Origin of the sequence: Gallibacterium salpingitidis (genome assembly GCF_030517105.1) — a bacterium.
Classification (GTDB): domain Bacteria; phylum Pseudomonadota; class Gammaproteobacteria; order Enterobacterales; family Pasteurellaceae; genus Gallibacterium; species Gallibacterium salpingitidis.
Window position 1 is genome coordinate 746036 of record NZ_CP103875.1, and the last position, 12384, is coordinate 758419.

General features: G+C 38.0%; 8 protein-coding genes. 4 read left to right on the plus strand and 4 right to left on the minus strand.

The genetic code is table 11. From position 1 onward, the window contains the following. Positions 1 to 61: 61 nt before the first annotated feature. The 3 genes from hrpA to ribD are packed head-to-tail and all read left to right on the plus strand — an operon-like array spanning position 62 to position 5626. Positions 62 to 4006, plus strand: a complete 3945-nt coding sequence (gene hrpA, locus NYR30_RS03595; RefSeq protein WP_066112909.1) for an ATP-dependent RNA helicase HrpA — start codon at positions 62 to 64, stop codon at positions 4004 to 4006. 22 nt (positions 4007 to 4028) lie between these two features. Beyond that, positions 4029 to 4484 carry a transcriptional regulator NrdR gene (gene nrdR / locus NYR30_RS03600; RefSeq protein WP_066106994.1) on the plus strand — a complete coding sequence of 152 codons (456 nt, stop codon included), beginning with the start codon at positions 4029 to 4031 and terminating at the stop codon, positions 4482 to 4484. An 8-nt stretch (positions 4485 to 4492) separates the two neighbouring features. Continuing rightward, complete coding sequence (ribD, locus tag NYR30_RS03605; protein WP_066112910.1) at positions 4493 to 5626, plus strand: bifunctional diaminohydroxyphosphoribosylaminopyrimidine deaminase/5-amino-6-(5-phosphoribosylamino)uracil reductase RibD; 1134 nt, start codon at positions 4493 to 4495, stop codon at positions 5624 to 5626. Here ribD and rimI read toward each other — a convergent pair. The 4 genes from rimI to NYR30_RS13660 form a co-directional block, all read right to left on the minus strand. Further along, positions 5621 to 6067, minus strand: a complete 447-nt coding sequence (gene rimI, locus NYR30_RS03610) for a ribosomal protein S18-alanine N-acetyltransferase (protein ID WP_066112911.1) — start codon at positions 6065 to 6067, stop codon at positions 5621 to 5623. The two genes, ribD and rimI, sit on opposite strands and share 6 nt — an antisense overlap. Continuing rightward, positions 6057 to 6476 carry a DNA polymerase III subunit psi gene (locus tag NYR30_RS03615; RefSeq protein ID WP_066112912.1) on the minus strand — a complete coding sequence of 140 codons (420 nt, stop codon included), beginning with the start codon at positions 6474 to 6476 and terminating at the stop codon, positions 6057 to 6059. The genes rimI and NYR30_RS03615 overlap by 11 nt, the downstream gene beginning before the upstream one ends. Positions 6477 to 6637: 161 nt before the next feature. Continuing rightward, the gene (locus NYR30_RS03620; protein ID WP_302501913.1) at positions 6638 to 10717 is read right to left on the minus strand and encodes an autotransporter domain-containing protein; all 4080 of its coding nucleotides are present in this window, start codon (positions 10715 to 10717) and stop codon (positions 6638 to 6640) included. A gap of 415 nt (positions 10718 to 11132) precedes the next feature. Beyond that, on the minus strand, positions 11133 to 11288 hold the full coding sequence (locus tag NYR30_RS13660) for an ESPR domain-containing protein (RefSeq protein WP_367401231.1): 156 nt from the start codon (positions 11286 to 11288) through the stop codon (positions 11133 to 11135). A 320-nt stretch (positions 11289 to 11608) separates the two neighbouring features. Between NYR30_RS13660 and folE the strand changes: the two genes are divergently transcribed. Beyond that, positions 11609 to 12265 carry a GTP cyclohydrolase I FolE gene (gene folE, locus NYR30_RS03625; RefSeq protein WP_066112914.1) on the plus strand — a complete coding sequence of 219 codons (657 nt, stop codon included), beginning with the start codon at positions 11609 to 11611 and terminating at the stop codon, positions 12263 to 12265. The last annotated feature ends 119 nt before the right edge of the window (positions 12266 to 12384 follow it).

The following is a 12384-nucleotide window of genomic DNA, read 5'->3' on the forward strand; positions in this document are numbered from 1 at the left end:
TTGTACCAGCTATTAACCCCAGTATAATAGGGCACAAGTAGTTAAGAGATTTTTAATAATTATGTCAGAACAAGTAAAAAATCAGAGTAAGAAAAAACGTTTTTTTAATAAGAAATCGACAACACAAACAACTCCTTTAGCAGAGTGGCAACAACAATTATTATCGCAATTAGATCAAGTGATGTTAGTGGATAAATATCCGCTATTAGCCCGCATTAAAAAAGCACCTGCGCAAGCAAAGCCAGAGTTACAAGCGCTATTGAGTGAAGCAGTTGAAACGGCAAAACAGAAATTATTGCAGCGTCAGCAACCTATTGCCGAGATTAGCTATCCGGAGGAATTACCGGTTAGTCAGCGTCGAGAAGAAATATTAGCAGCAATAAAACAACATCAAGTCGTGGTAATTGCTGGAGAAACCGGTTCGGGAAAAACTACACAATTACCGAAAATGTGCCTTGAATTGGGATTAGGGGCAAGAGGTTTAATTGGACACACACAACCGCGCCGTATTGCAGCACGCTCAGTAGCAACTCGAATTGCTGAAGAGTTACAAAGTGAATTAGGCAGCCTCGTTGGTTATAAAGTGCGATTTAACGATCATGTTAGTGAAAATACGCAAATAAAATTGATGACCGATGGGATTTTATTGGCAGAAATTCAATCGGATCGCTATTTGAATCAATATGAAGTGTTAATTATTGATGAGGCTCACGAACGTAGTCTGAATAATGATTTTATTTTGGGGTATTTAAAGCAGCTTTTACCACGTCGTCCAGATTTAAAAGTTATTATTACTTCAGCGACCATTGATGTAGAGCGTTTTTCTGATCATTTTGATCATGCACCAATTATTGAAGTTTCTGGTCGTACCTATCCTGTTGAAGTGCGTTATCGTCCAGTGGCGGAAACGGAAGATCAAGATCAATTACAAGCGATCTTTGATGCTGTTGATGAGTTACAAGCGGAAGGACGTGGCGATATTTTAATTTTTATGAATGGTGAACGAGAAATTCGTGATACAGCAGAAGCGCTTGAACGACGAGAGTTACGTCATACTGAAATTTTGCCATTATATGCACGTTTATCAGCACAAGAGCAAAATCGCATATTTCATCCAAGTGGACTTAATCGAATTATTTTAGCGACCAACGTTGCTGAAACCTCTTTAACCGTACCAGGCATTAAATATGTTATCGATCCAGGAACAGCAAGAATTTCCCGTTATAGCTATCGTACTAAAGTACAACGTTTACCGATAGAGCCAATCTCACAAGCCTCAGCTAATCAGCGTAAAGGGCGTTGTGGACGGGTAAGTGAAGGGATTTGTATTCGTTTATATTCGGAGGACGATTTTAATAACCGCCCGCCATTTACCGATCCTGAAATTTTGCGAACTAACTTAGCGTCAGTCATTTTACAAATGACAGCATTAGGTTTGGATGATATTGAGGCATTTCCGTTTGTTGATGCACCAGATCGCCGTCAAATTCAGGACGGCTTGCGCTTGTTAGAAGAGTTACAAGCATTGAAATGGATTGATACTCGTGCAGGGAAAAAACGGGTATTAACAGAGAGTGGACGTCAATTAGCCAATTTACCGATTGATCCACGTTTGGGCAAAATGGTATTAAGTGCCGCAGCCAATGGTAGCTTACGTGAAGTAATGGTGATTGTATCGGCGTTATCAATTCAAGATCCACGCGAACGTCCGCAAGAAAAACAACAATCAGCAGATGATAAACATCGCCGTTTTGCTGATAAAAATTCTGATTTCTTGGCATTTGTGAATTTATGGCAATACATTCAGCAGCAACAAAAAGAACTATCACGTAATCAATTCCGTCGTCTATGCCAAAAAGACTATTTAAATTATTTACGTATTCGGGAGTGGCAGGATATTTACCATCAATTACGCTTGACAGTACGTGAAATGGGGTTGGCGATTAATTCCGAACCGGCAGAATATGTGGCAGTACATACTGCATTACTGACAGGACTGCTATCTCATATTGGCGCAAAAGAGGCAGAGAAACAGCAATATTTAGGAGCAAGAAATGCACATTTCTCGATTTTCCCAGCGTCAGTGTTATTTAAGAAACAACCGAAATGGTGTATGGCGGCTGAATTGGTTGAAACTAGCAAATTATGGGGCAGAATGGTTGCCAGTATTGAACCGGAATGGATCGAACCGTTAGCGCAACATTTGGTAAAACGTAGTTATCACGAACCACATTGGTCGAGAAAACAAGGGGCAGTGTTGGCGAGTGAAAAAGTTACTTTGTATGGTGTACCGATTGTACAAGCGAGAAGTGTTAATTATGGTGCTATCGATCCAATGGTCAGTCGTGAAATTTTTATTCGTGCTGCTTTAGTGGAAGGTGATTGGCAAACCCGACATAAATTCTTCTTTGATAACCAAAAATTGATTCAAGAAGTAGAGGAGTTGGAACATAAGACGCGCCGCCGCGATATTTTGGTGAGTGAACAAACGTTGTTTGACTTTTATGATCAGCGGATTCCAGCCGAAATTGTTTCGCAGCGCCATTTTGATAAATGGTGGCAACAAACACAAAAAACGCAACCAGAGTTGCTTAATTTTGAGAAAGCCTTTTTATTAAATGAAGAAGCTAATATTAGCGCATTAGATTTCCCAAATTTTTGGCATCAGGGTAATTTAAAATTGAAGTTAAGCTATCAATTTGAACCGGGAACTGATGCTGATGGCGTTACTGTCCATATTCCATTACCGTTATTAAATCAGATTGATTTGCATGGCTTTGATTGGCAAATTCCTGGCTTACGAAGAGAGTTGGTAATGGCTTTGATTAAATCATTACCAAAAGCACAACGTCGTAATTTTGTGCCTGCACCAAATTACGCAGAAGCTTTCTTAGCCAGAGCAACGCCATTGGAAAAACCTTTGGTAGAGAGCTTAAGTGAGCAATTCCGTAAAATGACTGGTGTATGGGTGGAACCGTCAGAATGGAATTGGGAACAAGTGCCAACACATCTAAAAATGACTTTCCGCGTTATTGATGAAAAAGGTAAAAAGATCGCAGAAAGTGGCGATTTAGATGATTTAAAAGTGTCATTAAAAGATCGGATTCAACAAAGTATTGCCGAGGTTGCTGATGATGGTATTGAGCAATCTGGCATTCATATTTGGAACTTTGCTACTTTGCCACAGTTTTATGAACAGAAAAAACATGGCTTTAGTATTAAGGCATATCCTGCAATAGTTGATGAGAAAGAAGCGGTGGGCATTAAATTGTTTGAAACTGAATTTGAGCAACAACGTGCAATGCAAGCGGGTTTACGCCGTCTACTATTGTTAAATGTGCCATCACCAATTAAATATCTACATGAAAAATTGCCAAATAAAGCCAAGTTAGGACTGTATTTCACGCCATTCGGAACGGTATTACAGTTAATTGATGATTGTATTGCTTGTGCAGTGGATAAATTGATCGTGGATTTTGGCGGTGTAGTTTGGGAAGAAGAAAAGTTTGAGCAACTACGTGATTTTGTACGTGCCAATTTAAACGAAGTAACGGTAGATATTGCGCAAAAAGTAGAGCAAATTTTGACTTTAACTTTTGAAATTAATAAACGAATGAAAGGGCGTTTAGATTTTAATTTAGCGTTTGCTTTGTCAGATATAAAAGCACAAATTAGCGCCTTGATTTATCCAGGGTTTGTTGAAAAAACAGGATATCCGCGTTTGGCAGATTTGAATCGTTATCTGCAAGCAATTGACAAACGTCTAGATAAAGTGGCGCAGGACGTGAATCGTGACAGGGCGGCAATGCTGCGTATTGAGAAAGTACAGCAAGCTTATCAACAACTATTAAATAAATTACCAAAATCGAAACCAATTTCAGATGAAATTTTAGAAATTCGGTATATGATTGAGGAGCTGCGCGTAAGTTTATTTGCTCAGCAATTAGGTACAGCCTATCCGATTTCTGATAAGCGTATTCTTAATTTGATTGAAAGTTTGGGCTAAAACTAAAAATAGAGGAGGCAATATGCATTGTCCTTTTTGTTCTGCACAGGACACTAAAGTCATCGATAGTCGTCTGGTCGCTGATGGCTATCAGATTCGCCGCCGTCGAGAGTGTTTACAATGTCACGAACGTTTTACTACGTTTGAAATGGCAGAATTAGTCACACCAAAAATTGTGAAAAATAATGGTAATAGAGAGCCTTTCAATGAAGATAAATTACGGGCAGGTTTTTCACGTGCGTTAGAAAAACGACCTGTTAGTGAAGAAAATATTGAGAATGCGATTAGCCGAATTATTCATACCTTACAAACTTCTGGCGAACGAGAAGTTTCTAGTAAATTGGTGGGAACACTGGTAATGAATGAATTAAAAAAATTAGACAAAGTAGCTTATATTCGCTTTGCTTCGGTTTATCTCAGCTTTGATGATATTAAACAATTCAGTGATGAAATCGATAAATTACAACGAGAGGGATAACGATTAAGATGTCAGCAGGATCAGCAGACTTTTCACGAGAAGATCAGCAATTTATGGCGTTAGCCATTGAACTAGCCAAGAAAGGCAGATTCACTTGTACGCCGAATCCGGCAGTGGGTTGTGTGTTAGTGAAAGAAGGGAAAATTGTTGGACAAGGTTATCACGCTAAAGCTGGCGAAGGTCATGCAGAAGTGATGGCAATGCGCCAAGCAGGGGAACAAGCAAAAGGGGCGACGGCGTATGTGACGTTAGAACCTTGTTCGCATTATGGACGTACTCCACCTTGTGCCAAAGGATTGATCGAAGCTGGTGTCAGCAAAGTGATTGCAGCGATGCAAGATCCTAATCCACAAGTTGCTGGTCGTGGTTTGCGAATGTTGAATGAAGCGGGTGTTAAAACAGCAGTTGGTTTATTGGAGCAAGAAGCGGAACAACTAAATCGCGGTTTTTTGAAAAGAATGCGCACAGGCTTTCCTTATGTGCAGTTAAAAATGGCAATGAGCATTGATGGGCGTACTGCGATGGCGAATGGCGAAAGTCAATGGATCACTGGGGAACTGGCCAGACAGGATGTGCAGCAATATCGCGCAATGGCATCAGCAATCTTATCAACCAGTAAAACGGTAATGACGGATGATGCTGCTTTAACAGTGCGTTGGCAGCAACTAAGCGAGCAAATTAAGGCTGATTATCCGGAACAAAAATTACGTCAGCCATTACGCATTATTTTAGATTCACAACATAAAATTCAACCTACAGGACGTTTATTTGCGACTGAATCACCGATTTGGCTAATCAGCTCTCAAGAGCGAGCAATGCAAAACTTCCCTGATTTTTGCCAGCAACAGATGATCGCTGAGAGTCCTTATTTTTTCACTGACCTATTTAACTTTTTAGGCAGACAGCAAATTAATTCTGTTTGGGTGGAAGCGGGAGCCACTTTAGCAGGAAAATTGATTGAGGCAGAGTTAGTGGATGAATTAATTGTCTATATCGCGCCGAAATTATTAGGTGATCAAGCGAGAGGACTATGCCACTTACCACAATTGCAGCATTTAGCTGATGCGCCATTATGGCAATTGGCAGAAACGCAACAGATTGGTGAGGATATTAAACTGGTCTATCGTAAACCGAGTTTATAAGTAACACGCCATAATGACTGCGTGTTCGCGTCCGCCGTCGGCTAATGGATAGTAGTTTTTACGCAAAGTAACTTCATTAAAGCCTAATGCTTGATATAAGGATTGGGCTTTTTTATTGGATTCTCTTACTTCTAGCCAAAGTGTATTAACACCTTTCTTGACGAGTTGATTCATGAGTTCTTGCAATAATTGTTTACCCAAGCCTTTTCCTTGAAATGCAGGATCAATTGCAATATTAAACAATGTAGCTTCATCTAACACTACTTGGCAGATACAGAAACCAATAATTTGTTGTTGCTGTAAAATTTTGAGATTCAGATAATTATCGCCTTGATTATTCTTTAATGTGCCAAGGCTCCAAGGTACGGTATGTGCAGCTGTTTCGATCGGATATAACTCAGAAAAATCACTGTCTTGAATAGGCTGAATATTAATGTTCATTTTGTTGTAATAAAAATTGTTGAATTTGTTGCCAAATCTGACGTTTTTGCGTCAAGGTTAGTTGCAGATCTTGCGGTAACACAATAGCGGAGTGAGGTTGCTTTGCAAAAGGTGAATTCAACAGAGCAGTATGACAATTTTCTGCACAGAAGATTAGTAATGCGTGTTGCGTTTCTAAACGTGGTAATTTTTCCGTAGTAATACTCAGAAATTGCGGTTCTGTACTATTGGCTGCGCGTAATAGATCTTGTAACAAAGGATATTGGGAGAATTGCGGATCATCAGCGAGTAATAATGTATGTATTTGCGCAGGAATTTGCATATTACCTATGCCCTGTAACACCTCTGGTTTAGTTAATTGCCAAAGGGTAATTCCCATTTCTTGTAGTAACAACTCTCGTCTATTCATTTTTTACTCCCAATAATGGCAGCAATCATAGCATTTATTTAATGAAATGATAAAAAGAAAAATAGCGTACGGATAAATAATATAGATTTATAAAAAATCACGCCATCTTACGACAGCGTGGTTTGGATCTTGAGTGATTGAATTAACCTAAAATAACTTAATTAAAACGCCATTTTAAAAGTTATACTTGGGGTGTGTTCAATATACCCTTTACGAGCAGAAGCATCATAACCAACAGATAAACTTGCTGCTGGAGTGATGTGATAATTCACATTTAATCCTACATCACCGCTCACACGTCCATGTTGTGCACCCTCTGTCTTGAATTTCAAGTCAGGTGCACCTTGGAACGCTGCAGTAACAAAAGCTGGTTCATCAATAAGGTCATAACCGATACTTGCTCTTGTACCAACAGAGAGTTTGTCCGCAACACGAACGCGAGTATCTACCCCAACTTTGCTAATAAATGATTGATTAGTATCCGCATCAACTTTCAAGCTTAATACGCCAGCACCACGTTCTTGATAGTGGTTGTTGCGTACCACTTGGTAATCCATACGTACAAATGGTCTAACTTCCACTTGGTCATTCGCAAAGGCATTGAAGTTAACACCAATTCCTGCATAACCAAGTTTATTACCATATTCCCCTTTTGCGGTTCTATTCGCAAAAGCAATTTGGCGTTGTGTGCTAACATCGCTGTAACCAATACCTGCTCTAAAGTCTAAGTCAATCAGTGGGCTAATCGGAGTATTACCATAAATACCTGCTTGAATAGTATCTGCGCGTAATGATTGGTGAGATACGGATTCACGGCTATGAGCCTTATCATACGGATAGCCTATCATTGCCCCTAAACGGGTTTGTCCATGGCATTTTTCTACCCCAACGGCAAAGCCATAGCTATTATCACGATAACCTGCTGCGCCTTGATATTGGTTTTGTGTTCTCCAACTATCAAAGGTTTTTACCCAAAGGTGTTTATTTTCTTGTGGGTTAGTGTTGTCACAACGTTCATAAATATCAGCAAGGTCTGCTAAACGTTTACTGCTATCGGCTAACACTTGACTACTTGCCCCGGCTAAAGTCGGTAACGTTGCTAATAACGCATTCGCTTGTTCTTGGGCATCATAACCAATACTTAAGAATTTGAAAGATAAATCACTCTCTGGTGAATCATGGAATACTTTATCTAGTACTGTTGCTGCATCTAAAGCTCTATCTAAACCAAATTGTTTGCTCACTTTTACTAAATTTGCTGTTGAAGCATAAGGGACTAATGACACTTCTTTTCCAGAAGAAGATGGCTCTACACGGAAGTTAAATAAACCACTGCTATCCTCTACTTTCGTAAAATTAGTTTCGATAGGTTTATCTGCCGTAATAAAGTTAGAAAAATTTGCTTTTCCTAAATCTTTGTCATTTTTAGTCTTTGAAGTATCTACATAAAGTGTACCGCCTAATGTCGCTTTATCTGCAACATCAATTTTTGAATAGCCTTCTGGTGTCGCTTCAATTGATAATGTGGCTTTATCACTTAATGTTAAATTCTTCAATGAAGTACCATTTTTATCCACTGCCAATGTTGCTCCATTGCTCACATTGACAGTCGCATTACCGAGTTTACCACCTTCAGAGATTTTTAAAGTCCCTTGGTTCGCATTCACTGTACCAGCAAATGGATTGTTTGCTTTAACATCAAAGGTGCCAGCACCATTCTTATTAAAGGTACCTGTACCACTAATAGGAGCATTTACCGATTGCGTCACCGTACCTGAATCAACATTTAAGTTAAGCGTACCGTCAATATTAATGTTATCCTGACCACCAACGGTTGTGTTAAAACCATCAAAGAGTAGTTTATCGCCATCTTTCGGTGTTAAGTTTAGGGTACTATCTTTAGCAACATTAATCGTAGATGCTTTTTCATCTTTATTATCTAGGCTAGTGATATTTGATGCAGATAATGTTCCTTTTGCATTGACGTTTAGCTTACCGCCGTCCATTGAAACATTATTTGTAGCAGTGACTTTACCATTATCACCGTTCACATTGAAGGTACCGCCTTTAGCAATATTGATATTCTCAGCCTTCACCTCACCTTTAACATCAACAGCCGCCACTTTATTATCGCTGTTACCGACAATAATATCCCCACCATCTAATTTTGTGCCATTATCAACAGTGACCGTACCTTCATTGATATTGGTATTAGCAAAACTAGTATCGGCTTTCACGTCAACTTTACCGCCGTCCACATTTAATGTACCGTCTTTTTTGGTTTGTGTGCCTGATTGATTTAGGTAGCCGTCAGATTTGACGTTGATGGTCGCAATATCTTTCAATATACCGTTATTTACCAATTTTGCAGTGTTTTCTGCACCACTACTGTTACCAACATTTACAGTAGTGCTGCTAAGTTCTACATTATTATCAACTGTCAAGTTACCGTTATTGATATGTACATTAGTACTTGCCAAATTAGCCACAACTTCTAATGTTCCATTATTGACGACTGTATTACCAACACTATTTTCAGCATTAGTCAGCTTAAGTGTACTGCTGCCATCTTGTTGCAATGTACCTGCACCGGTGATTTTATTGACAAGTGTATATTCATTAGAACGATTTACAGCAGCTGTTGCACCGTTTGCAATGGTAATATTGCCAGAACCGAAAGTACCTGTTGTTCCACCATCACCCGCTTGCAACGTTCCTGCATTGATATTGATTGTACCTTTAAAGTTACTATTATCCGCTGTTAAAACTAAAGTACCGGCTCCTGTTTTATTCATCATACCAATATTGGTGTCGGTAATCGCTGTATTACTATCTTGTTTTACTGTTGTTCCAGAAGCGACATTCGCATTCCAAGTGCCGTCGATAATTACTGTATCAGGAGCAGGGGAAGTTTTAAAGTTTTCGAAAAGAGTGTCGCCTGCAACAAGATTGGTGGTTAAAGTGCCTCCGGAAGTCACATTAACTTTTGCTAACTGATTTTCGGCACCTGTTGTTGATTTAATATTACCAACTGTAGCTGAACCATTAACAGTAAATAAGCCGTGTTTTAGTACGACATCACCAGAATCATCACCGCTTTTTGCTGTTGTCAGTGTGCCATTAACGGTTAATTTAGCTTGATCGTCAGTTGCTGCAGAATAAGTTTTACCACTATCAACCAATACATCACTAGTACCGTTGATACTTGCGTTGTTTGCAATTTCTAATTCGCCATTAGAAACGGTGGTTTTACCTGTGTAGGTATCATTTTTAGTAACAATTGTTTTACCGCTACCAGCTTGTTCTAAATTACCAGCATCAGTAATAGTATTATCCAAACTGTAACTATCAGAACGTTTGATTTTTAGATTAGCATTTTGCTTGATAATAATTTCTCCCGTCCCAGCTGTACCACTTGTGCCAGCTTTACCAGCAGGGCTACCAAAGCTGCCTGATTCATTACCTAATTGTAAGGTACCTTCTTGGATTATTGTTTTACCAACGTAGGTGTTATTACCTGCAAAAATTAATGTACCAGCACCAACTTTTTCTAAATTTGCTTCTGGGGTGTCGCCTTTTATTGTAGATCCGTGATTAAATACCAGTAGCTTATTATTAGCTACATCAATTTTAGAGGTTTGTTGAAGGTTGATATTATCTGTATGTGAAAAGAAACCAAATACTTCAATTGTATCAATTGCTGAATCATTAACGCTTAATGTACCACCATTGAAATTTACTGTTACAGTGCCACTATCACTGGCTTTTTTTAATACATTCCATCTAATATACTTACTAGTTCCTGTTAAATTAAGTATCCCATCTGTATTTAAAGAAACCACAGCCTGATTATATAATTTAAATTCTTCAGATATATTAACACTATTAGCTATATTGAATTGTGCATAATTCTTTATATTTATATTTTTAAAATTAGCTACTCCGCCTGTACTATTAAACTGGCTTCGATTATTAAAATTGACTTGACCATTAAATGTAGTTACGCCACCTGTACCATTAAACTGGCTTTGGCCATTAAAATTGACTTGATCATTAAATGTAGTTACGCCACCTGTACTATTAAACTGACTTTGAGCATTAAAGTTTGCACTACCATTAAATGTAGCTGTTCCATTTTTCACATTTAATTTTGATTGCTCATTGAAATCAGCGTTGCCTAAAATAGAAAGTCTACTGCTTTCATCATTCACATTAATTTCACTATTTCTATTGGCAGTCAATTCAGCATGACGTACTTCACTATTACCCGAAATATTTAATATCCCTGTACCTTTGAACTGTGGTTTATCACCTCCATAAACGATACGATGTGTTTTAAAATTTGAATTAACAACATTAATCGTGGCATTTCCTGTAAAATATCCAATACGAGAGGTTCCAGACTTTAAATCAGAATCATTTATTATATTGAAAATAATAAGTGTCTTGCTCCAAGTATTACCAAAATAAAAATTACCGGCAGTGGTGGCTCTAGGATTATTTTCAGCTTGCTGAATAGTTTCATTAGTTCCTCCTGAAAGTGTGGCACTACCATTACCTTGGAAGAAAACAGTACCTTTGGTATTAGTATTAAGCCAAACTCCGTTTCTTGTAAAGCTTCCTTCTGCATTGGCATTAGATATAGCAATAGAAAAACTAAATGTTATTAGAGTAAATACCCCCCCCCCTCCTTCCTGTGCAGGTTATAGCACTATTTAATGATTTAGTTTTTCTTTTCTTACTAGCTAATTCTGACACACACTGCCATAACCCTAATATTGTATTCCAGACAACACGATAAATTTTATTCATAAAGATTCCTTATAATGAAAAGACAGATAATATTTTATTTCAGGAAATAAATATAATAGAAATTATTGATTTGATGATTTTTATCAGAAATTTTAGCATTGGTTTTATGGATGAAAAAGTATTTTTATTTTATTTCAAGTAGATATATTGTATTTACTTGAATAAATCGTAACTTATTGTAAATTTATATTGATAACAAAACTCACCTTGGACATTATTTTTATAACTCATTAACAGTTTTTTTCACCAAAGGGCTATTTAGTGTTTTACAAATGTATAACGATTGTTAGAATATCCGCCTAATAAAAAAGGAGTGGTTAATGAACACAATTTCACAAGAAGCTCAACAGGTTAGAGCAGCTTTAGCGGCGAAAGGATTAGAAACACCAATGGTCGCAAGAGTCGGAACACAAGATGAGCGTCGGCAAAAAATAGAACAACATATGCGTGAAGTGATGAATATTTTAGGTTTGGACTTACGCGATGATAGTTTAGAAGAAACGCCAAAACGCCTTGCCAAAATGTATCTTGACGAAATCTTTAGTGGTTTGGATTATCATAATTTCCCGAAAATTACCCGTATTGAAAATCGCATGAAAGTTAGCGAAATGGTGTTGGTTAATGATATTAATTTAACCAGCACTTGCGAGCACCATTTTGTCACTTTTGCCGGCAAGGTATCGGTAGCTTACTATCCAAAAGATTGGGTAATTGGTTTGTCGAAAATCAATCGCGTGGTGGATTTCTTTGCGCAACGACCGCAAGTACAAGAGCGTTTAACCGAGCAAATTTTGACTGCATTTCAAACATTATTGCAGACAGAAGATGTGGCAGTTTATGTTCGAGCTACCCATTTTTGTGTGAAATGTCGCGGTGTGCGTGATGCAAATAGCTTTACCGTAACATCGGCGTATGGCGGCGTATTTTTACAAGATCGTGCAACACGACAAGAATTTCTCTCATTGATCTCAAAATAGTTTAATTTTTCAAATTTTATTCATATTTTAGCTATGCTATACTCACGCCCGCAATGGAATACATTGTGGGTATTTTATTTTGCAAAGTTCAAAACAAAATTTTTTTTAATCACAAGTTA

What these genes read in the sequence shown, in the direction of transcription:
- hrpA (WP_066112909.1), top strand. Translation starts at nt 62, where the DNA reads ATGTCAGAACAAGTAAAAAATCAGAGTAAGAAAAAACGTTTTTTTAAT.
- nrdR (WP_066106994.1), top strand. Translation starts at nt 4,029, where the DNA reads ATGCATTGTCCTTTTTGTTCTGCACAGGACACTAAAGTCATCGATAGT.
- ribD (WP_066112910.1), top strand. Translation starts at nt 4,493, where the DNA reads ATGTCAGCAGGATCAGCAGACTTTTCACGAGAAGATCAGCAATTTATG.
- rimI (WP_066112911.1), bottom strand. Translation starts at nt 6,067, where the DNA reads ATGAACATTAATATTCAGCCTATTCAAGACAGTGATTTTTCTGAGTTA.
- NYR30_RS03615 (WP_066112912.1), bottom strand. Translation starts at nt 6,476, where the DNA reads ATGAATAGACGAGAGTTGTTACTACAAGAAATGGGAATTACCCTTTGG.
- NYR30_RS13660 (WP_367401231.1), bottom strand. Translation starts at nt 11,288, where the DNA reads ATGAATAAAATTTATCGTGTTGTCTGGAATACAATATTAGGGTTATGG.
- folE (WP_066112914.1), top strand. Translation starts at nt 11,609, where the DNA reads ATGAACACAATTTCACAAGAAGCTCAACAGGTTAGAGCAGCTTTAGCG.